This is a genomic window from Streptomyces sp. NPDC050617, from assembly GCF_040654795.1.
Classification (GTDB): Bacteria; Actinomycetota; Actinomycetes; order Streptomycetales; family Streptomycetaceae; genus Streptomyces.
In genome coordinates, this window is the sequence record NZ_JBFAIS010000005.1 from 150,441 (window position 1) to 171,445 (window position 21,005).

Genomic DNA, 21,005 nt, shown 5'->3' on the forward strand with positions numbered 1-21,005 from the left:
CAAGCCGAACACTCCCTGTGACATGAGTCACAGCAGCCAGTAATTGTTGACCCTGTGTACCGAGTGGTCAGCTCGCTGTGATTCAGTGGCCGTGGTAATCGGACGACAAGAATTCTGGAGTTGCTGTCGAGGTCTCGGGGGAGTGCACGGTATGGAGACCGAGTCGGAGCCGTATGTCCGCCTTGCGACCCTGAGGCAACTGCACCAGGCGGTCGCGGACCTGAACACCGCGCGCAGCCTCGCGGACACGCTGCAGAACGTCGCGGAAGGGGTCGTCAAAGGTCTCGGGTACGAGCTGGCGGCCGTCAATCTGGTGCGGCCGGACGGCGACCTCGTGGTGGCCGCGGTGGCGGGCAGCGCGAGCGCCGAGGCCCTCATGGCGGGGCGGGTGGGTTCCCGCGCGTCCTGGGAGCGCCGGCTGGGCATGGGCGAGGGCTGGGGAGACCTGCGCTTCGTGCCGTACGCCGAGGGCTGGGTGCTCGACGACGACGACGTCCCGCAGTGGCACACCGGCGGGCCCGAGCCGCGCTTCCCCGGCGAGTGGCACCCCATGGACCGGCTCTTCGCCCCGATGTACGCGACCGGGGCCGCCGGCGGGGAGCTGCTGGGCGTCATCTCGGTGGACAAACCCCGCAACGGACGCCGTCCCGGCGCATGGGGGCGCGAAGCGCTCCAGATGTACACCTTCCAGGCCGGCATTGCGATCAGTAACGCTCGGCTCAGAGCAAACATGCAGCGTGCACTCGTCCGGCTGGAGCGTGAGGGGCAGGCGCTGCGGGCCAGCGAGGAGAGCTTCCGGCAGGCATTCGAGTTCGCGCCCAGCGGCATGGCCATCGCCGAGCTGGGAGGCGACCAGCGCGGCCGGCTCGTACGGGCCAACGACGCGCTCTGCCGGCTGCTCGGCCGGCCCGCCGCCGCGATGCGCCGCTACTCCTTCTCCGACCTCGTCCACCCCGAGGACATCGGCACCCTGCTGCGCACCTCCGCCGAGGGCGGCCGCGCCGAGCTGCGGCTCGCCCGCCGCGACGGCACGTACCTGTGGGTCTCGCTGCGCAACTCCGTGGTCGCCGACGCCGCCGACGGCCCCCGCTTCCTGCTCACCCACGTCGAGGACATCGAGGAGCGCAAGCGCCACGAGCTGCAGCTCGCCCACCGCGCCTCGCACGACTCGCTCACCGGCCTGCCCAACAGCGCCGAGCTGCGCGCCCGCCTCTCCAGCCGGCTCTGCGCCCGGCCGCCGGGCAGCGACGGGCACGCGGCCGCCGCCCTCGCCGACGGGTTCCTCGCGGGCTTCGCGGAGGTGGAGGGGGCCGCGTACGGGCAGTACGGGCACGACTTCGGCGCCGACGCCTACGGCGCGGGCAGCGGCCTGGAGACCGTGCTCGCCGCCGGGTTCGACCACCATGTGCACACGGTGGCCCCCGACGAGGACGCCGACGACGGCTGCAAGGGCCTGGCCGTCCTCTTCTGCGACCTCGACGGCTTCAAGTCCATCAACGACCGGTTCGGCCACCACACCGGCGACGCGGTCCTCATCGAGGTCGCCCACCGGCTGACCAACGGGGTGCGCGACGGCGACACGGTCGCCCGGCTCGGCGGCGACGAGTTCGTCGTCCTCGCCGACGGGCTCGGCCGCGCGGACGCCCAGGACCTGGCCGTACGGCTGCGCAACGCGATCATGCCGCCCATCCGGGTCGACGGCCGGGCGGTCCGCGTCGGCGCCAGCTTCGGCATCGGCTGGGCGGGCTGCGGGATGTCCGCGGAAGAGGTTCTGCACTCCGCCGACCAGCGGATGTACGTGGAGAAGCGCTCCCGCGCCAAGGCCGGCCGGCGGGCCGGATGACGTCCGCGAGACCGCGCCCGCTACTCCGTACGGGGTAGGCTGCGCCGGGGCGGCGCCCGTCGCCGACCGCGAATCGATCAAGAATTCCGGCCATCCGGATCGCGTGAGCCCGCTCCAGGCCGCCCCGGCCCGGACAGAGCGGCCCGCACGCGTACGTGGTGGGCGCCGGTGGGTACAGCATGTAGGGAGTGACAGGGGATGACGGCCGGTAACAACGGCGCCGACGACAAGCCGGAGAACGACGACCCGTTCGCCTATCTGTACCGCTCGGAGGGCGGCGAGGCCGGCGACGGCGCGCCCGCGCAGCAGCCCGGCGTCCCCCGCACGTCGTACAACCAGGTCCGCCCCGTCGGCTCCCGGCAGTACGGGCAGCAGCAGGGCGGCACGTACGGCCAGGGCGTGCCCAACCAGCAGGGCTACGGCCAGCAGCAGGGCTATGGCCAGCAGGGTTACGGTCAGCAGGGGTACGGCCAACAGCAGCAGGGCTACGGTCAGCAGTCGCCCTACGGCCAGCAGCCCAACGCCTCGTACGCCGCCCCCGAGACGCTCCCCGGCGGCGCGCCCCGCCGCCCCGGCGGCCCCGGCCCCGGCCCCGGTCCGGGCGGCGGCCGTCCCAACCGGCGCGGCCTGCTCATCGGCGCCATCGCGGTGGTCGTGGTGGTCATCGCCGGCATCAGCATCGCCATGATCAACAACAGTGGGGACGACAAGAAGAAGGACACCGCGTCCTCCGACTCGACGCCGTCCGCCGAGCCGAGCGACAAGCCCAGCGACAAGCCCAGCCCCACCAAGACCCCCGGCAAGCTGCCCAAGGAGGACGCGGGGAGCCTGCGCGTCGACGGCGGCGCCACCACGTCCAAGGACGTGAAGGGGGCGCGGTCCGCCGACGGCACATACGTGGGGGGTATGGACAAGCCCGGCGCGGGCGTCACCTGGGACGTCGAGGTCCCGAAGGGCGGGGACTACACGCTCTCCGTGAACTACGGCGTGCCCGGCAAGGACGCCGACTCCACGCTCACGGTCAACGGCGAGGCCAGCGGCAAGAAGCTGAGCATGGGGAACTTCACCGGCGCCAAGGAAGGCGACTGGGAGAAGGGCTGGACGAACACGTGGGCCTGGATCGGCCTGAAAAAGGGCAAGAACACCATCAAGGTCTCGTGCGAGCAGGGCGACAAGTGCGGGTTCAACATCGACCAGGTCTGGCTGACGGCCGGTCACGTCAAGCCCGGTCGCGAAGCGCCGTAGGCCCGCGTCGCGTCACCTGGCGGCCGTGACGCCCGCAGGTGCTCTCGTACCGCCCCCCCGGGTGGGGTCGGTGGTGCGGTCGGCCGGTCAGGCGTCTGCGGCGGTGGGGGCCACCTCGACCAGGGGGAGCAGCCGCTCGTATGTCGGGCGGTCGAAGTCGCCCGCCGTGGGGGCCTGTACGGTCGCGGCCGACAGCGCCACGGCCCGTGCCAGCCGGTCCGGCCAGGGGAGGTCCTCGGCCCAGGCGGACAGGAGGCCCGCGACGGCCGAGTCGCCCGCGCCCGTCGGGTTGCCCGCGATCCGCTGCGGCGGGGCGGCGCGCCAGGCGCCCTCGGGGGTGACGGCGAGCATCCCCTCCGCGCCGAGGGAGGCGACGACGGCGCCCGCGCCGCGGCGCCTGGCGTCCCCGGCGGCGCGCAGCGGCTCGGTGGAGCCGGTGAGCTCGGCGAGTTCTGCGGCGTTGGGCTTGACCAGGTCGGGGCGGGCGGCGATGCCGCGGTGGAGGGGCTCGCCGCTGGTGTCGAGGAGCACGGGGACGCCCGCGGCCCGCGCCTGCCGCACGAGGCCCGCGTACGCGCCTACGGGCACGCCCGGCGGGAGGCTGCCGCACAGGGCGACGGCGGAGGCGTCGGCCAGGAGCGTCGCGAACGTGCCGGTGAAGGCGGCCCACTCGGCGGGCGTGATGGTGGGGCCGGCCTCGTTGAGCTGGGTGGTGTCGCCGGTCGCGGCGTCGACGACGCCGATGGTGCGGCGGGTGGTCCCGGCGATGGGGACGAGGGCGTCGGTGAGGGTGCCGCGGGCGGCGGCAGGTCTCCCCGTGCCGTTCGTGCCGTTCGTGCCGTTCACGGCGTCGGTCGCGGGCCTGTCCGCCCCGGCGCCGGGAGTCTCTATCTCGCCGTTGCCGCCGTTCCGCAGATGGGCGCGGAGCGCCTCGCCCGTGATGCCGCCCGCGAACCCCGTGACGACTGTGTCGTGTCCCAGGGCGGCCAGTACGCGCGCGACGTTGAGGCCCTTGCCGCCGGGGCGTTCGACGACGTCGGTGACGCGGTGGGAGGCGTGCCGCCGCAGTCGCGGTACCCGGTAGGTGATGTCGAGGGCGGCATTGAGAGTGACGGTGAGGATCACATGGACCACCCCTGGAGACGCGCGTGCTGTGCCATCGCGATCATGCCAAACAGAAGGCGGTCAGCCCAGGTCCGGAGGGCCGACCGCCGTCGTTCGCCGTCGATTCGCAATCATGCGCGGCCGCCGCGCAGCCATGCGGAACGACCCCATCGGGTGGTTTGAGGCATTAACCGCCGGTAATGGTCGCGGGCTTGACGACCCATTCGCCGTGCCGCATGACGCCCACCAGGTCGTACGAGGCGTCGAACACGACCAGGTCCGCGTCCTTGCCGGGCTCCAGCGAACCGACGCGGTCGGCCACGCCCAGCAGCCGCGCGGGGTTGGCGGACAGGGCCCGTACGGCGTCCTCGACGGACAGCTTGTCGACGGTCACCGCCCGCTTGAAGGCCGTGTCGAGGGTGAGGGTCGAGCCCGCGATGGCGCCGGCCGTGGGGCCGTCCGCGATGCGCGCGACGCCGTCCGTGACGTCGACCCGCATGGGGCCGAGGTGGTACTGCCCGTCCGACATGCCCGCCGCGCCCATGGCGTCCGTGATGAACGCGACGCGGGCCGCACCGGCGCGGGCGAAGGCCAGCTCCAGGATCGAGGGGTGCAGATGGGTGCCGTCGTTGATCAGCTCGACGGTGATCCGCTCGTCCTCCAGGAGGGCCGCGATGGGGCCGGGCGCGCGGTGCAGGAGCGAGGGCATCGCGTTGAAGAGGTGGGTGGCCACGGTCGCGCCGGCCTCGATGGCCTCCTGCGTGGCGCCGTAGTCGGAGTCCGTGTGGCCGACGGCCGCGATGACGCCCGCCTCGGCGAGCAGCCGCACGGAGTCGAGGCCGCCGGGGAGTTCGGGGGCCAGCGTCATCATCTTCGCCGCGCCGCGCGCCGCCTCGACGAGCTTGCGCACGTCCGCGGGGTCGGGGTCGCGCAGCAGCTCGGGCTGGTGCGCGCCGCAGCGGTGCGAGGAGATGAACGGCCCCTCGAAGTGGATCCCCGCCAGGTCGCCCTGTTCGGTCAGCTCGGACAGGACGCCCGCCTGCCGGGCGAGGTCGTCGAGGTCGCCGGTGACGGTCGAGGCCACCGTCGTGGTGGTGCCGTGCGCGCGGTGCGTACGGATCGTCGTGAGCGCCTCCTCCGCGGTGCCGCTGGAGAACGAGGCCCCGCCGCCGCCGTGCAGGTGCATGTCGACGAAGCCGGGAACGATCCAGTGCCCGGTCAGGTCCAGCGCCGTCGCACCCCGGCCCGCCGGGGAAGGCGCGCCCGCGCCGTCCGGAGAGGCCGTCCCGGCGTCGACCACGCGCCGCCCTTCGACCGTGACGCGACCGTCCTCGACCACGCCGCTCGGCAGCACCACCCTGGCGCCCGAGAGAACCGTTCGTTCGACCATCAGGCGGTAACCTCCGTGGATTTCGTGGCGAGCAGATCCCAGGCGAGCAGCCCCGCGCCGAGACATCCGGCGGTGTCCCCGAGGGCTGCCGGGACGATGGTGGGGACCTTGTGGAACGTGACGCGGTCGGCGACGGCCGCGCGCAGCGGTGTGAACAAGGTTTCCCCCGCTTCGGCGAGCCCGCCACCGATGATGAGCATGCGGGGGTCGAGCAGGGTGAGGCCGATGAGGAGGCCGTCGGCGAGGGCGCCGACCGCCTCGCCCCAGACGTCCCGCGCGCGCGGGTCGCCGGACTCGACGGCCTTCGCACAGTCCGCGGCGTCGGCCTCCGGGTCGCCGCTGGCGGCGGCCCAGGCGCGGCTGACGGCGGAGGCGGAGGCCATGGTCTCCAGGCAGCCGCGCTGCCCGCAGCTGCACTCCGGGCCGCCGGGGCGCACCACGATGTGGCCGATCTCGCCGGCGTACCCGTGGGCGCCCGCCTCGATCCGGCCGTCGATGCCGATGGCGCCCGCGATGCCGGTGCCGAGCGGGATGAACAGGAAGCGGTCCGCGCCGTTGCCCGCGCCGATCCGGCCCTCGGCGAGGCCGCCGGTCCGTACGTCGTGGCCGAGCGCGACCGGCAGCCCGCCGAGCCGCTCGCTGAGCAGCCGTCGCATGGGGAGGTCGCGCCAGCCGAGGTTGGCGGCGTACACGGCGACGCCGTTCGCCTCGTCCACGATGCCGGGGACGGCCACGCCGGCGGCCGCCGCCGGTTCGCCGAACAGCTCGCGGCCCTTGTCGCGGAGGTCCGCGGCGAAGCCGAGGATCTCGTCCACGATGGCCTGCGGCCCGCGCTCGCGGCCGGTGGCTCGTCTGGCCTCGTACAGAAGCGCGTTGTCCGCCCCGACGAGGGCGGCCTTCATCCCGGTGCCGCCCACATCGAGCGCGATGACGTGTCTCACGGGGGACAGTCTCGCGCGTTATACCGCGACAGGTCTAGTCCACTCAGGGGGCGCGGCGGCGCACGCGGGGGCCGAACGGACCGTTCCGGACGGCCGATCGCACGCCGAGCGCGCTCCGGAGGCGTCCCGCGCCCGCCCCTCCGGCGTGGCGGATCTCACGCCAGTGGAACGCCCGTACCGGACTTTTCGCAGCTCGGGGCGGGGGAGCGGGAAGCGAGGAGCGGGCGGGGGAGCGGGGAGCGTGCGGGGGCGCGCCGCACGCCGGGCCGCGGGCCCGGCCCCCCGCCCGTACACGCCTCGCTCCGACCGCTCCGGTCACGTCGGCCACTCCGATCACGTCGGCCACTCCGGTCGCCGCGGTCACCCCGGCAGGATCACGCTCCGCGTCAAGTTGCGCGGCCGGTCCGGGTCGTAGCCCTTCGACTCCGCGACGGCGACGGCCAGCCGCTGCGCGCGGATCAGGTCCGCCATCGGGTCCAGCGAACCCGCCGCGCAGGAGTCCGCGAGCAGCGCGCCCCCGACCCGGTCGACATCGTCGGCCAGCCCCTGCGGCAGCTTGCCGAAGACCCACGCGACCCGCCCCGGCCCGGTGATCGCGATCGGGCCGTGCCGGTACTCCATCGCCGGGTACGCCTCCGTCCACGCGCCTGCCGCCTCGCGCATCTTCAGCCCCGCCTCCTGCGCCAGCCCGTACGTCCAGCCGCGCCCCAGGAACGTCCACTGCTCGGCGGCGAGCGCGGCCTCCGGCAGCGGCTGGACGACCGCCAGCTCGGCGTCGACGGCCGCCTCCGCCACCGTCTTCACCCCGGCGGGCAGCGCGCCGTGCGCCTCCAGACCGGCCCGCAGGAAGGCCAGGGCCGTCGTCGCGAAGCGCGTCTGCACCACGGACTCCTCGTCGGCGAAGCCGAGCACCGCCACCGCGTCCGCCGCGTCCATGACGGGCGTCTTCGCATCGGCGGTCAGCGCCAGAGTGGCCGCGCCCCGGCCCCGTACGGCCCGCAGCAGCTCCAGCACCTCGGTCGTCGTACCGGACCGGGTGATCGCCACGATCCGGTCGTACGGGCGCGAGGCGGGGAACTCCGACGCGGCGAACGCGTCCGTCTCGCCCTGCCCGGCGGCCTCGCGCAGGGCCGCGTACGACTGGGCCATGAACCACGACGTGCCGCAGCCCGTCACCGCCACCCGCTCGCCGGGCCGCGGCAGTCCGGTCGCCGCGGCGGCGGCCTCGGCTGCGCGCCGCCAGCAGCTGGGCTGGGTGGCTGTCTCGGCTGCGGTACGGGAGGACGACTCCATGCGCTGCTGCTCCTCGAAAGGTGAGGGGAGGACGGGGACGGCGGTGCGTGGGCGCACCGCGCCGGTTCCGTGGATAGCAGTCCTGAGCTGCGCGAGGGAAGGGTGAGACCGAAGCGAGACCGGGGGTGGAGTAGACCTTAGACTGGCGCGCGGGGCAGACTCGCAGCCGTGACCGGCCCGGAGAGCCCGGTGGATCCGCGGCGAGGACCGCCGGGTTGCGCAGGCTCCTCGGGGACATGAGCGATCAGGACCGGTCCATCGGCGCCGGTCCATCGGTACCGATCAACCAATGGCGATCAATCCGCAAGGTGGGGAAGCAGCTGTGCAGCGGCGGCGGTTCTTGAGTCTGACGGCGGCCGGGGCCGCGACGACGGCGATGGCGTCCACGCTGGCCGCGTGCGGCGGCGACAGCTCCGGTTCGGGCAACGTGACGCTGAAGCTGGTCGCGGCCGACTACGGCGACAAGCCCGAGAACAACTCGAAGAAGTACTGGCTCAAGGTGGCCCGCGCCTTCACGTCGAAGAACCCGGATATCAAGATCGATATCACGGTGCTGCCCTGGACGGACGTGGACAAGAAGCTCGCCCAGATGGTGCGGGACGGCCAGGGCCCGGACGTCGCGCAGATCGGCGCGTACGCCGACTTCGCCGAGGCCGGCAAGCTCTACAGCGCCGACCAACTGCTGTCCATCCCGACCCAGTCCGACTTCATATCGTCGATCTCCGCGGCGGGCGACCTGCACCGCGTCCAGTACGGGCTGCCGTTCGTCGCCAGCACCCGGCTGCTCTTCTACAACGAGGACCTCTTCTCGAAGGCCGGCGTCACCAAGGCCCCGGAGAGCTGGGACGACCTCCAGGCCGCCGCGATCAAGCTGAAGGCCGCGGGCGTGAAGATCCCCTTCGGGCTGCCGTTCGGCCCCGAGGAGCCGCAGGCCGAGACGATGATGTGGATGCTCAGCGGGGGCGGCAACTACACCGACCGCACCGGCGCGTACACCATCGACTCGCCCGAGAACGTCAAGGCGTTCGAGTGGCTGCGCGACGAGCTGGTCGGCAAGGGGCTGACCGGTCCCGGCGACCCCAGCCGCACCAACCGGCAGCAGATCTTCGACGCCTTCACCCGCGGCGAGGTCGGCATGCTCAACGGCCACCCCACGCTGATGAAGCAGGCCGACGCGCGGGACATCAAGTACGGGATGGCGCCGCTGCCCGGCATCAAGGGCAAGGCCGAGATGACGATGGGCGTCGCCGACTGGATGATGGGCTTCAAGACGCACGGCCGCCGCGAACAGATCGGCCGCTTCCTCGACTTCGTCTACCACAAGAACAACGTCCTCGACTTCGCCGGCCGGTACGCCATGCTGCCGGTGACCACGTCCGCGTCCGAGGCGATGCGCCGCGACACGGCGGAGAAGAAGCTGTGGCCGTTCCTCGACCAGCTGCAGAACGCGCAGTTCTACCCGGCGGACAAGACGTCGTGGGCGCGGGTCACCAAGCTGCTGAAGGAGAAGATCGGCTCCACGGTGAAGAAGGGCGGCGACCCGGCGTCGGTGCTTCAGGAGCTCCAGCGCGAGGCCGAGGCCACGGACAACGCGAACGGCTAGGGTGGGCGAGGTGAGCCCGCGCGAGGAGTTTCCGGAGAATTCGGCGGATTCGAGGGATTCGAGGAGTTCGGCGGATTCGGGGGATTCGGGGGATTCGGGGGAGGCCCCTCCGGGCCCCGCGGACCGGATCGAGCCCGAGGACCGTACGGACCTCCCGGAACCCCCGTCGCGCGCGGAGCTCTCGGATCGTGATCTGGCCGTGCTCGCCGTGGAGCGGCGCTCCTGGGCCGGCCCCGGCGCCAAGGAGCGCGCGATCCGGGAGCGGCTCGGCATCACGCCGACCCGCTACTACCAGCTCCTGAACGCCCTGCTCGACGACGCGCGGGCGCTCGAACACGACCCGGTGACGGTCAACCGGCTGCGCCGCGTCCGCGAGGCCAAGCGCTTCCGCCGCTAGACGAGCGGTTCCGGTGGGGGCTCGTCCAGCGGCGGGAGCGCGGTTCCCCGCGTCCCTGAGGGGCGCTGTTTCGCGCCGGGGCACGTCGGTCAGGTACAGGTCACGTCCGCCCCCGGTAGGGTCGCGGCATGGGCAGCAACCCTCTTCCCGTCCCCGTGACCCCCGCCGGGCGCGACGGCCTGGCCGCGCTTCTCGACGCGCCTGAACGGGCCGTCGCCGCCCTCGACTTCGACGGCACCCTCGCCGATATCGTCCCGGACCCGGAGCAGGCCCGCGCGCACCCCGGCGCCGTGCCCGCCCTCGCCCGGCTCGCCCCCCGGCTGCTGTCCGCGGCCGTGATCACTGGCCGCCCGGCCGGGGTGGCCGTGCGCTACGGCGGCTTCGCGGGCGTACCGGGGCTGGAACGGCTCACCGTGCTCGGCCACTACGGCGCGGAGCGCTGGGACGCCGCCACCGGGACCGTACAGGCCCCCGCGCCGCACCCCGGCGTCGCCGCCGTGGAGGCCGAACTCCCCGGTGTCCTCGATGCCTCCGGCGCCTGGCAGGGCACCTGGATCGAGCGCAAGGGCCGGGCCATCGCCGTCCACACCCGCCGCGCCGCCGACCCGCAGGCCGCCTTCGAGCTGCTGCGCGGCCCGCTGCACGAGCTCGCCGAACGCCACGGCCTGATCGTGGAGCCGGGCCGCCTCGTCCTGGAGCTGCGCCCGCCGGGCATGGACAAGGGGGTGGCCCTCGCCGAGTACGTACGGGGGTCCGGCGCGAGCACGGTCCTGTACGCGGGCGACGACCTCGGCGACCTCGCCGCCTTCGCCGCCGTCGAGAAGCTGCGGGCCGAGGGGCTGCGCGGCGTCCTGGTGTGCAGCGGCAGCGCCGAGGTCACCGAGCTGACCGACCGCGCCGACCTGGTGGCGGACGGGCCGGGCGGCGTCGTGGAGCTGCTGGAGGCCATCGCGGACCGCCTGCCGGACCGCCGCCTCCCGGACGCGTGAAGCGCTCCGGCTACGCGCCGCCGCTCCGGTAGCGCTCGCCGACGATGCCCTGGTCCGTCTCCCACCACGGGCGGGTCAGCTGCGGCTCGGGGACGCTCGCGGGGATGGGGGAGGCGGGGGCCGGGCCGGGGCGGTGCTCCAGCTCCCGGTCCAGGCGCGCGTCCAGTTCGGCGGTCTTGAGCCGTTCGGCCCGTACCCACTCCACGAACACCGCGATGATGAACGGCAGCCCGACCAGCTCCGCGATCGTCATCATCGCCCCGCCGCCGATGAACTGGTCCCGCTCCAGGCTCGGGCCCCACGGCCGGTCCTGGGCCGCGTACCAGCCGCCCGCCACCAGCGTGCCGCTGGTCATCACGACGAGGCCGGGCAGCGCGTCCACGATCCCGTCCACGAAGATGAACGCCGCCCGGACCGGGTGGCCGCACCAGGACGGCAGCAGGTCCTGGCGGGTGAGCATCGGCAGGACGAACAGCGTGCCGACCACCAGCAGTTGCAGATACATCAGCTCGTGCAGCGCGTCGTTGCGCAGCGCCGCCTCGAAATACGGCGTGAAGTAGATCAGCATCTCGGAGGCGAACACCAGCAGCGTGCTGACCATCGGGAACGTCAGCACCCGCAGCATGCGGCCGCTGATCGCCCCCTGGAGCCGGCGCGCCGCGCGGCCCTCCCGCGGCAGCGCCCGCGCCGCCAGCGACAGCGGGTCGCCCAGCGCGATGCCGAGCGGGCCGATCAGGTCGAGCACGATGTTCTGCACGGCGGCGGGCCAGAACAGCACATGGTCGTAGACGGCCAGCCCCGACATGGTCGCCACCACGATCGCGCCGAGCCCGATCAGGCAGAACGACGCGCTGCGCCCCACTGACCACCGCTCGCCGCGCCGCACCACCCGCACCACGCCCCACGCGTAGAGCCCGCCGAGCACGAGGACCAGCACGAGCGCGTACGGATCGAGCTGCCAGCTCGCGAACATGCGCCCGACCGTCGGCTCGGGCAGCCCCGATGCGGTGGTGACCCCATGGGGCCCAAAGGCCGCCAAGGGTACGGAAGCCCCGAAAATCGCTGTCGCTGTCACGCCGAACCACGGTAGACCCGTGTGTATACGATCCTGCGCCCGGCCCCCGCCTCCGGCCCGCGGTCAGTCGTCCAGCGCCCGCAGCTGGGCCATGAACCACTGCGCGGGCGGCAGCGCGGTGGCCGCCGCGGCCAGCCGCTTCGTGCGCTCGGCCCGCTCGTCGCGGGCCATCACCAGCCCCTCGTGCAGCGCGCGGGCCGTGGCCTCGACGTCGTACGGATTGACGGTGATCGCGTCCTGGCCCAGCTCCTCGTACGCCCCGGCCTCCCGCGACAGCACCAGCGCGCACCCCTCGTCGGAGACCACCGGGACCTCCTTCGCGACGAGGTTCATGCCGTCCCGGATGGGGTTGACGAGGGCGACGTCCGCCAGCCGGTACGCCGCCAGGGAGCGCGCGAAATCGTCCTTGACGTGCAGCGCGACCGGCTGCCAGCCCTCGCGCCCGAACTCCGCGTTGATCTCCTCGGCGACGGACTCGACGCGCGCCGTGTAGTCCCGGTACACGGCCAGGTCCTGCCGCGAGGGGTAGGCGAAGGCGATGTGCACGACCTCGCCGTGCCACTCGGGGCGCCGCTCCAGCAGCAGCCGGTAGGCGAGCAGGCCGCGCACGATGTTCTTGGACAACTCGGTGCGGTCCACGCGGACGACGGTCTTGCGGCCCGAGCCCCCGATCTGCTCGCGCAGGGCCGCCATCCGCTCCTCGACGTCGGGCCGGTGCGAGCGCTCGCGCAGGAAGTCGGCGTCGGCCCCGAGCCCGTGCACGCCGATGCGCGTCGTACGGCCCTCGAAGGTGACGGAACCGCCGTCGTCGGCGGCGCTCGCGCCGAGCACGTCCCGGCAGCAGGCGATGAACGCGTCCGCCCAGCGCCGCGTCAAGAACGCCGCCCGGTCCGCGCCCAGCACCCCGCGCAGCACCTGCGCCGCGACATCGTCGGGCAGCAGCCGGTAGTAGTCCGGCGGCGCCCACGGCGTGTGCGAGAAGTGGCCGATCCGCAGGTCGGGGCGGCGCTCCCGGAGCATGCCGGGGACCAGCGTGAGGTGGTAGTCCTGCACCAGCACGGCCGCGCCGCTCGCCGCCTCGGCGGCCAGCGCGTCCGCGAAGGCCGCGTTGTACGCCTCGTACGCGCCCCACTGCTCCCGGAAGTCCGCGTCGAACACGGGCTCCAGCGGCGTCTCGTACAGCAGGTGGTGGACGAACCACAGCACGGAATTCGCGATGCCGTTGTACGCGGCGGCGAAGACGTCGGGCGCGATGTCCAGCATCCGGACGCGCTGTCCACCGGAGTCGTCCGCCGGCAGATGGCCGCCCTGGGAGCGCCGTACGGCCTCCCGGTCGCCGTCCCCGAGCGCCGCGCACACCCAGACGGCGTCCGCCTCCGGTCCGATGGCCGACAGCCCTGAGACCAGGCCGCCGCCGCCGCGCTTGGCGGTGAGCGACCCGTCGTCGCTCCGCACGTAGGAGACCGGGCCGCGGTTGGACGCGACGAGGACCTGGGCGCCGTGCTGGTAGGCCATGTCGCGAGCCTAGCCGCTGCCGCCAGCGCTCAAACGCGCGCACACCATCCGGGCCAGTACCGGGGCTCCGCCCCGGACCCCGGTCCTCAATCGCCGGACGGGCTGAAATGCCGGTCCTCAAGCGCCGGACGGGCTGGAATGCCGGTCCTCAATCGCCGGACGGGCTGGGGTGCCGGTCCTCAAGCGCCGCCGGGCGGGCTGGAGTGCCGGGTTCTACGCTGCTCGGCGTTTCACGTACTCCGGTATTTCGGTCATCGGCGGTCGTTCCTCCGTGTCCACCGCGTGGGTCCGTGCCACGAAGCCCTGCTCGCCCCGGTCGAACTGGGTCAGTACCGGGCGCACCAAATGACCGCGCGCCAGGCGCAGTTGGGCGGTGCGGTAGATGGCCGCGGCCATCCGCCCGAGGGCCTGGCCGTCCTGGTGCCGATGGAGGCGCACCCCCACGTCGACCTGGGCGAGCGCGTCCAGGCCGACGGTGTGCAGCGCGTCGACGAGGAGGCCGAGCTCCACTCCGTAGCCGACGGGGAACGGCAGCCGTTCCAGCAGCGAGCGCCGCGCCGCGTACTCGCCGCCGAGCGGCTGCACGAACCCCGCCAGCTGCGGCCAGTGCAGATTGAGCAGCGGGCGGGCCACCAGCTCCGTGACCCGGCCGCCCTGCCCCGCGGCGTCGCCGAGCGGGCGGTCGTACATCGCCTTCACGAAGTGCACGTCCGGATCGGTCAGCAGCGGCCCGACGATGCCCGAGACGAACTCGGCGGAGAACTCCCGCAGGTCGGCGTCGACGAAGCAGACGATCTCGCCGCTGGTCGCCAGCAGCGACCGCCACAGCACCTCGCCCTTGCCGGGCAGCGCGGGCAGCCGCGGCAGCACCGCGTCCCGGTGCACGACCCGCGCCCCGGCCGCCGCCGCGACGGCGGCCGTCCGGTCCGTGGAACCGGAGTCCAGCACCACCAGCTCGTCCACCAGCGGCACGGGTCCGCCCATCAGCTCCCGGCGGATCGTGGCGACGATCGCGCCGACCGTCGCCTCCTCGTCGAGGGCGGGCAGCACCACGCTCACCGTGCCGCGCGCACCGGCGGCGCACTTCGCGGCGAGGAGCTGGTCGAGCGGGCGGTCGGCGGCGGACCAAGAGCGCTGCTTCAGCCAGTGCTCGACCTCTTCCAGCACGTCGAAAGTCTCCTTCTGCGATCCGTATGCGATCCGTATGCGAGCTGTATGCGGTCCCTATACGGTCCGCATGTGATCCATCTCGCGGTTCGGACGACTATCTCAACCGTCCGTGGCTTCGGTTACAGTCTTGAACAACGCGGACGCCCGTCGCATGTCGGGGTCGCGTGACAAATGCCTGGGCCCCGCCCAGCGCCATACCGCTCATCCAGAGGGGCAGAGGGAACGGCCCGTTGAAGCCCCGGCAACCCTCCCGCCGGTCTCGTCGAACTATTCGCGAGGCTCCCGGTGGGGAAGGTGCCAATTCCGGCTCGCGGCGAGATGCGCCGCGGGGAAGATGAGGAGAAAGGGCCTCGCCTCCATGGCTGTGCAAGCCGCAGAAACCACCGCTTCCGCCACCCCCGTCGACCTCGGTCCCGCCGTGGCGCTCTCCTGCCGCGAGTGCGGCGAGCGTTCCGCCCTCGGCCCGATTTTCGCCTGCGAGGTCTGTTTCGGGCCTCTTGAGGTCGCGTACGAGCTGCCGACGGGCGACCCGGAGGCCCTGCGCCGGCGGATCGAGGCCGGCCCCGACAACATCTGGCGGTACGCGCCGCTGCTGCCGGTCCCGGCCGACGTGGCCGGCAAGCCGAATCTGAACCCCGGCTTCACCAAGCTCGTCAAGGCCGACCGCCTCGCCCGCGAGTTGGGCGTCACCGGCGGCCTGTACGTCAAGGACGACTCCGGCAACCCGACGCACTCCTTCAAGGACCGCGTCGTCGCCATCGCCGTCGAGGCCGCCCGCGCCTTCGGCTTCACCACCCTGTCCTGCTCCTCGACCGGCAACCTCGCGGGCGCGGTCGGCGCGGCGGCGGCCCGTTCCGGCTTCAGGTCCTGCGTGTTCATCCCGCACGACCTGGAGCAGGGCAAGGTCGTCATGGCCGCGGTCTACGGCGGCGAGCTCGTCGGCATCGAGGGCAACTACGACGACGTCAACCGGTTCTGCTCCGAGCTCATCGGCGACCCGGCGGGCGAGGGCTGGGGCTTCGTCAACGTCAACCTGCGCCCGTACTACGGCGAGGGCTCCAAGACGCTCGCGTACGAGATCTGCGAGCAGCTCGGCTGGCGGCTCCCGGACCAGATCGTCATCCCGATCGCGTCCGGCTCCCAGCTCACGAAGATCGACAAGGGGCTCAAGGAGCTGATCCGGCTCGGGCTGGTCGAGGACCGCCCGTACAAGATCTTCGGCGCCCAGGCCGAGGGGTGCTCGCCGGTCTCGACGGCCTTCAAGGCGGGCCACGACGTCGTACGGCCGCAGAAGCCGAACACCATCGCCAAGTCGCTCGCCATCGGCAACCCGGCGGACGGCCCGTACGTGCTCGACATCGCCCGGCGCACCGGCGGCGCGGTCGAGGACGTCAACGACGCGCAGGTGGTGGACGCGATCAAGCTGCTGGCCCGTACGGAGGGCGTCTTCGCGGAGACCGCGGGCGGCGTGACGGTCGGCGTCACCAAGAAGCTGATCGAGAACGGGCTGCTCGACCCGGCCCTGACCACGGTCGTCCTGAACACCGGCGACGGCCTCAAGACGCTGGACGCGGTGGCGCCGACCACCGGGCCCACGGCGACGATCCGCCCCAGCCTGGACGCGTTCCGCGCCGCGGGACTGGCCGGCTGACCGCGCCCCCAGGCCCACTCCGTCCACCACCGAAGGGAACCGTCATGAGCGTAAACGTCCGTATTCCTACCATTCTCCGTACGTACACCGACGGCCGGGCCGAGGTGCCGGCGGAGGGTGCGACCGTCGCCGAGGTCATCGACTCCCTGGAGCGGAACCACCCGGGCATCGCCGCGCGCGTGCTCGACGACGCCGGCAAGCTGCGCCGCTTCGTGAACGTCTACGTCAACGACGACGACGCGCGCTTCGAGGGCGGCCTCCAGGCGCCGACGCCGGACGGCGCGGGCATTTCGATCATCCCGGCGGTCGCCGGCGGCTGCTGAGGTCGCCCGCGGCTTCTCGCGCCCTTCCCGCCACTCTTCCCGCATCGCCCCCGCTTTACTCCCGCATCGTCCCCGAATCGCCCCGGCCGGAAACGGACGGGGCGATTCCGTCTGTTGAATGGCGATACAGTTGAGGACGATCCCCCTCCGGCGTCAGTGCCGAACGCATATGAGAACCCGTCAAGTTACGTGCAAAGACTGTGTGCGAATTGTCGGTTTGGTTGCGTTATGCCCGGACCGACTTGCCCCGGATTGCTGGGAATCCTCCGCAAAGCGCCCGTCGGCCACCGCCGGAATTCTCGTCCGATTGACCTGTTGCAGACGGCATCCGTGCAGATACATTCAGCCGCGGTCGACGCGTTCCGGCGCACACCCCCACCTGTCAGGGGGTGAGGTCTGACCCAGGGTCCGCGAAGTGCGGTCCTGCGCAAGGGCCAGTAATAGGGGAGTTAGGCATGGCTCAGGGCACCGTCAAATGGTTCAACGCGGAGAAGGGGTACGGCTTCATCGCGGTCGACGGTGGTGCGGATGTATTCGTCCACTACAGCGCGATTCAGATGGACGGCTACCGCACCCTCGAGGAGGGTCAGCGAGTCGAGTTCGAGATCTCGCAGGGCCAGAAGGGGCCGCAGGCGGACATGGTCAAGCTCGCCGTCTGATCTCGGCGCGATCGACCACCGGCTCACTCACACGCGGGGCCCGTACCTTCCGGGGTACGGGCCCTTCGTGCGCCCGGAAACCGGGCCGCGCCCCGGTCGGGGTCCGGACGGCGTCCCGGTCGGGGTCCCGGTCGGGGTCCGGGCCGTGCCCCGGCCGGGGTCCGGGCGCGCCCCCGGCGGCCTCCCGATCGCGCCTCCGGGTAATGCGAAGCCGCTTGCACTCAAGGGGGGCGAGTGCTAATCATTGGGCTTAGCACTCTCCCAGTGAGAGTGACAGAACTTGGATCGGGCCGGTGAGGTCCGCACCCTGGTGGGGCAAGGAACCACAAGGGCTGCAGGCCGTCCGTCGCGGGCGCCAGCGTGATCCGGAGAAAGCCTCCCCCAAGCTCTCAGGGAGCCGGGGGGACCCCCTTCTGTCCGGGAGGACCACTTCACATGGCCAAGATCATCGCGTTCGACGAGGAGGCACGGCGCGGCCTCGAGCGCGGCATGAACCAGCTCGCCGACGCCGTCAAGGTGACCCTGGGCCCCAAGGGTCGCAACGTCGTCCTCGAGAAGAAGTGGGGCGCCCCCACGATCACCAACGATGGTGTCTCCATCGCCAAGGAGATCGAGCTCGAGGACCCGTACGAGAAGATCGGCGCCGAGCTGGTCAAGGAGGTCGCGAAGAAGACGGACGACGTCGCCGGTGACGGCACGACGACCGCGACCGTCCTGGCGCAGGCGCTGGTCCGCGAGGGCCTGCGCAACGTAGCCGCCGGCGCCAACCCGATGGCCCTCAAGCGCGGCATCGAGAAGGCCGTCGAGGCCGTCTCCGCCGCCCTGCTGGAGCAGGCCAAGGACGTGGAGACCAAGGAGCAGATCGCTTCGACCGCCTCCATCTCCGCCGCCGACACCCAGATCGGCGAGCTGATCGCCGAGGCCATGGACAAGGTCGGCAAGGAAGGCGTCATCACGGTCGAGGAGTCGCAGACCTTCGGCCTGGAGCTTGAGCTCACCGAAGGCATGCGCTTCGACAAGGGCTACATCTCCGCCTACTTCGCCACCGACATGGAGCGTATGGAGGCGTCGCTCGACGACCCGTACATCCTGATCGTCAACTCCAAGATCGGCAACGTGAAGGACCTCCTTCCGCTGCTGGAGAAGGTCATGCAGTCGGGCAAGCCGCTGCTGATCATCGCGGAGGATGTCGAGGGCGAGGCGCTGTCCACGCTCGTCGTCAACAAGATCCGCGGCACCTTCAAGTCCGTCGCCGTCAAGGCCCCGGGCTTCGGTGACCGCCGCAAGGCCATGCTCGGCGACATCGCCATCCTCACCGGTGGCACCGTCATCTCCGAGGAGGTCGGCCTCAAGCTGGAGAACGCCGGTCTCGACCTGCTCGGCCGCGCCCGCAAGGTCGTCATCACCAAGGACGAGACGACCATCGTCGACGGCGCCGGCGAGAGCGACCAGGTCCAGGGCCGCGTCAACCAGATCCGCGCCGAGATCGAGAACTCGGACAGCGACTACGACCGCGAGAAGCTGCAGGAGCGCCTGGCAAAGCTCGCCGGCGGTGTCGCGGTCATCAAGGCCGGCGCCGCGACCGAGGTGGAGCTCAAGGAGCGCAAGCACCGCATCGAGGACGCCGTTCGCAACGCGAAGGCGGCCGTCGAGGAGGGCATCGTCGCCGGCGGCGGCGTGGCCCTGCTCCAGACCGTCTCGGTCTTCGAGAAGCTCGACCTTGAGGGCGACGAGGCCACCGGTGCCGCCGCTGTGAAGCTGGCCCTGGAGGCCCCGCTGAAGCAGATCTCCGTCAACGCCGGCCTTGAGGGCGGCGTCGTCGTGGAGAAGGTGCGCAACCTGACGCCGGGTCACGGTCTCAACGCCGCGACTGGCGAGTACATCGACCTGGTCGCCGCGGGCATCATCGACCCGGCCAAGGTCACGCGTTCCGCGCTGCAGAACGCCGCCTCCATCGCGGCGCTCTTCCTCACCACCGAGGCCGTCATCGCCGACAAGCCGGAGAAGGCGGGCGCTGCCCCGGCCGGCGGCGGCATGCCGGGCGGTGACATGGACTTCTGATCCTCTTGAGGATCAGCTGCCCATAGCTGTACGGACCGAGGGCGGCACCCCCATCGCGGGGGTGCCGCCCTCGGGCGTTTCGGTGTCTCCGTCAGCCTGCTGCCGGCCGAAGCTACTGCCCGCTGAACAGTCGGTCGATCTGGCGGTCGAGGAGGGCGAGGGCCTGCTCGGGGGTGCGCTGGCCGAGGAGGACGCCGGTCTGGAGCCCGTCGGCGGTCGCGAGCAGGATCTCGGCTTCGGGGAGGGGGTCCAGATCGGCGGGAACCTGCCCTTCCCGCTGGCCCCAGGCGAGCAGGTCGGCGAGGAGCCTTTCGAGTTCGGGGGGCGCGTCGGCGGCGACGGCGGCGAGGTTCTCGTCCCAGAGGAAGCGGACGAAGTACGCCACGTACACGAGGTGCCGGGTCCGGCGCTCCTCGTCCAGCGGCAGCATCTCCATCAGGACCCCGCGCACCGCCCCGCGCGGGGTGTTCGCGTCGGCGAGCGCTTCGACGCGCTCCCGGCCGCGCCGCTCGGCGTCGCTGTTGAGGATCTCCAGCGCCGTGAGCAGCAGCCCGTCCCGGCTGCCGAAGTAGTACTGCACCAGCCGCACCGACACCCCGGCCTCCGCCGCCACCTGTCGCAGCGTGACGTCCTCCAGCCCGCGCCGCGCGGCCAGCCGCCAGACGGCCTCGGCGATCTGGCGGCGCCGCTGGTCGTGGTCGGCCTGTCGGGGCATGGGGGCGGTCCTCGGCTGTTCTGTGGGTGAGGGGTTCGTTCGGCCGCTCCACTCTAGTGGCGGGGTTGCGCTCGGTTATGGTTCGATCGTATCAATAAGAGGGTGCGATCGACGACGGGGAGGAACGAACGAATGAAGTACGTGCTGTGGCAGGTGCTGGGCATGGTCCTGGTCGCCCTGGGCGGCCAGGGGGTCATCCGGCTGCTGATCGACCAGGACAAGCCCGGGGTGCTCGGCTGGGTCCCCGGCGGCTTCGCGGCCCACCTGATCGGCTACCTCGTCGTCACGGCCGTCGGCGGCGTGCTGGCGGGCTGGGCGGCCGAGCGGGTGCAGAAGGCCAAGGCGGGGCGGTGAGGGCGGACGCTGCGGGCGCGCGGCGTCGAGGCGCGCGGACGCAGCGTCCGCTACGGATACGGGCGTACGCGGATCAGCGGGCGTACTCCTTGAGTTCCTCGGTGTCGAGGGTGATGCCTACGGGGGCGGGCAGCTCGACCGTGGCGCCGTAGTCGTACGACGGGTGCTGCCGGTACTGGCCGTTCTCCAACTCGCTGTACACGGTGAGGGTGCAGGCCTCGCGGTCAATGAGCAGGTAGACGGGGATGCCGGCGTCCGCGTAGGCGAACCGCTTCTCGTGGCGGTCCCGCTTGTCGGTGTCGGCGTCGTGGGAGGTCACCTCGACGGTCATCAGGACGCCGTCGGGCTCCGCCCACTCGCCCTGTCCCGCGAAGTGCCGACGGGGCGCGAGCGCGCCGTCCGGGCGGGCGCGGCCCTTGCGGTACGTCTCGACTCGCAGCCCTTGCTCGGGGTACAGATCCAGCTCCGGTCGGTGCTGCATGCACTGCCGCAGCAGCCACATGAAGATGGTTCCGTGGTCGCCGTCAGGCACCGGCTTGACCTCAAGCTTTCCGTCGATGAATTCAAGCGTCACTGTTTCGGGGGCTGTGTGGGCGATCTGCTCGAAGTCCTCGACTGCCATCTGGGGCTGGTCGGCGGTGCTGGGGGTCATAGGGTCGCCTCCTTCCCTACATCGT

General features: G+C 72.2%; 19 protein-coding genes and 1 riboswitch. Of the genes, 10 read left to right on the top strand and 9 right to left on the bottom strand.

Annotated features, from left to right (window positions below; genetic code table 11):
* The first annotated feature begins 151 nt into the window (after positions 1–151).
* A complete protein-coding gene (gene cdgB, locus AB0I49_RS09270) occupies positions 152–1,843 on the top strand; it encodes a diguanylate cyclase CdgB (RefSeq protein WP_363226214.1) in 1,692 nt (563 codons plus the stop codon).
* A gap of 198 nt (positions 1,844–2,041) precedes the next feature.
* A complete protein-coding gene (locus AB0I49_RS09275) occupies positions 2,042–3,088 on the top strand; it encodes a CBM35 domain-containing protein (RefSeq protein WP_363226215.1) in 1,047 nt (348 codons plus the stop codon).
* An 87-nt stretch (positions 3,089–3,175) separates the two neighbouring features.
* Here the strand turns inward: AB0I49_RS09275 and AB0I49_RS09280 are convergent, their stop codons facing one another.
* The 4 genes from AB0I49_RS09280 to AB0I49_RS09295 all read right to left on the bottom strand — a co-directional run bounded on the left by AB0I49_RS09280 (position 3,176) and on the right by AB0I49_RS09295 (position 7,816).
* Positions 3,176–4,213 (bottom strand): 1-phosphofructokinase family hexose kinase, encoded by a 1,038-nt coding sequence (locus AB0I49_RS09280; protein ID WP_363226216.1) that lies wholly within the window; start codon positions 4,211–4,213, stop codon positions 3,176–3,178.
* A gap of 166 nt (positions 4,214–4,379) precedes the next feature.
* Entirely contained in the window at positions 4,380–5,582 is a 1,203-nt protein-coding gene (gene nagA / locus AB0I49_RS09285; RefSeq protein WP_363226217.1) for an N-acetylglucosamine-6-phosphate deacetylase, read from the bottom strand.
* Positions 5,582–6,523, bottom strand: a complete 942-nt coding sequence (locus tag AB0I49_RS09290) for an ROK family protein (protein ID WP_363226218.1) — start codon at positions 6,521–6,523, stop codon at positions 5,582–5,584. Before AB0I49_RS09290 ends, nagA begins: the two co-directional genes overlap by 1 nt.
* Before the next feature lie 360 nt (positions 6,524–6,883).
* Positions 6,884–7,816 (bottom strand): SIS domain-containing protein, encoded by a 933-nt coding sequence (locus tag AB0I49_RS09295; protein ID WP_363226400.1) that lies wholly within the window; start codon positions 7,814–7,816, stop codon positions 6,884–6,886.
* A 289-nt stretch (positions 7,817–8,105) separates the two neighbouring features.
* Here AB0I49_RS09295 and AB0I49_RS09300 point away from each other — a divergent pair, with 289 nt between their 5' ends.
* The 3 genes from AB0I49_RS09300 to otsB all read left to right on the top strand — a co-directional run bounded on the left by AB0I49_RS09300 (position 8,106) and on the right by otsB (position 10,805).
* Entirely contained in the window at positions 8,106–9,419 is a 1,314-nt protein-coding gene (locus AB0I49_RS09300) for an extracellular solute-binding protein (protein WP_363226219.1), read from the top strand.
* A gap of 127 nt (positions 9,420–9,546) precedes the next feature.
* Positions 9,547–9,816: a DUF3263 domain-containing protein gene (locus tag AB0I49_RS09305; RefSeq protein ID WP_363226401.1), complete on the top strand. Its 270-nt coding sequence runs from the start codon at positions 9,547–9,549 to the stop codon at positions 9,814–9,816.
* A gap of 128 nt (positions 9,817–9,944) precedes the next feature.
* Positions 9,945–10,805, top strand: a complete 861-nt coding sequence (gene otsB / locus AB0I49_RS09310; protein ID WP_363226220.1) for a trehalose-phosphatase — start codon at positions 9,945–9,947, stop codon at positions 10,803–10,805.
* A gap of 10 nt (positions 10,806–10,815) precedes the next feature.
* On the opposite strand, the gene AB0I49_RS09315 is transcribed toward otsB, so the two are convergent.
* From AB0I49_RS09315 to AB0I49_RS09325, 3 genes are all read right to left on the bottom strand, one after another.
* Positions 10,816–11,778 (bottom strand): cytochrome c oxidase assembly protein, encoded by a 963-nt coding sequence (locus AB0I49_RS09315; protein WP_363226221.1) that lies wholly within the window; start codon positions 11,776–11,778, stop codon positions 10,816–10,818.
* 165 nt (positions 11,779–11,943) lie between these two features.
* A complete protein-coding gene (locus AB0I49_RS09320) occupies positions 11,944–13,395 on the bottom strand; it encodes a trehalose-6-phosphate synthase (protein ID WP_363226222.1) in 1,452 nt (483 codons plus the stop codon).
* Positions 13,396–13,608: 213 nt separating this feature from the next.
* Positions 13,609–14,562: a glucosyl-3-phosphoglycerate synthase gene (locus tag AB0I49_RS09325; RefSeq protein WP_363226223.1), complete on the bottom strand. Its 954-nt coding sequence runs from the start codon at positions 14,560–14,562 to the stop codon at positions 13,609–13,611.
* A gap of 201 nt (positions 14,563–14,763) precedes the next feature.
* Positions 14,764–14,906, top strand: a riboswitch (SAM riboswitch).
* A 17-nt stretch (positions 14,907–14,923) separates the two neighbouring features.
* Between AB0I49_RS09325 and thrC the strand changes: the two genes are divergently transcribed.
* The 4 genes from thrC (at position 14,924) to groL (ending at position 19,259) form a co-directional block, all read left to right on the top strand.
* Positions 14,924–16,216 (top strand): threonine synthase, encoded by a 1,293-nt coding sequence (gene thrC, locus AB0I49_RS09330; protein ID WP_363226224.1) that lies wholly within the window; start codon positions 14,924–14,926, stop codon positions 16,214–16,216.
* 44 nt (positions 16,217–16,260) lie between these two features.
* Positions 16,261–16,539 carry a MoaD/ThiS family protein gene (locus AB0I49_RS09335; RefSeq protein ID WP_363226225.1) on the top strand — a complete coding sequence of 93 codons (279 nt, stop codon included), beginning with the start codon at positions 16,261–16,263 and terminating at the stop codon, positions 16,537–16,539.
* 455 nt (positions 16,540–16,994) lie between these two features.
* Positions 16,995–17,198: a cold-shock protein gene (locus AB0I49_RS09340; protein WP_005315736.1), complete on the top strand. Its 204-nt coding sequence runs from the start codon at positions 16,995–16,997 to the stop codon at positions 17,196–17,198.
* A 435-nt stretch (positions 17,199–17,633) separates the two neighbouring features.
* The gene (gene groL, locus AB0I49_RS09345; RefSeq protein WP_363226226.1) at positions 17,634–19,259 is read left to right on the top strand and encodes a chaperonin GroEL; all 1,626 of its coding nucleotides are present in this window, start codon (positions 17,634–17,636) and stop codon (positions 19,257–19,259) included.
* Positions 19,260–19,371: 112 nt separating this feature from the next.
* Here groL and AB0I49_RS09350 read toward each other — a convergent pair whose 3' ends face one another.
* Complete coding sequence (locus AB0I49_RS09350) at positions 19,372–19,974, bottom strand: TetR/AcrR family transcriptional regulator (RefSeq protein WP_363226227.1); 603 nt, start codon at positions 19,972–19,974, stop codon at positions 19,372–19,374.
* Between the two features lie 132 nt (positions 19,975–20,106).
* On the opposite strand from AB0I49_RS09350, the gene AB0I49_RS09355 reads away from it, so the two are divergent.
* Complete coding sequence (locus AB0I49_RS09355) at positions 20,107–20,328, top strand: hypothetical protein (RefSeq protein WP_363226228.1); 222 nt, start codon at positions 20,107–20,109, stop codon at positions 20,326–20,328.
* A 73-nt stretch (positions 20,329–20,401) separates the two neighbouring features.
* Here the strand turns inward: AB0I49_RS09355 and AB0I49_RS09360 are convergent, their stop codons facing one another.
* Positions 20,402–20,980 (bottom strand): Uma2 family endonuclease, encoded by a 579-nt coding sequence (locus AB0I49_RS09360; protein WP_363226229.1) that lies wholly within the window; start codon positions 20,978–20,980, stop codon positions 20,402–20,404.
* Positions 20,981–21,005: the final 25 nt, after the last annotated feature.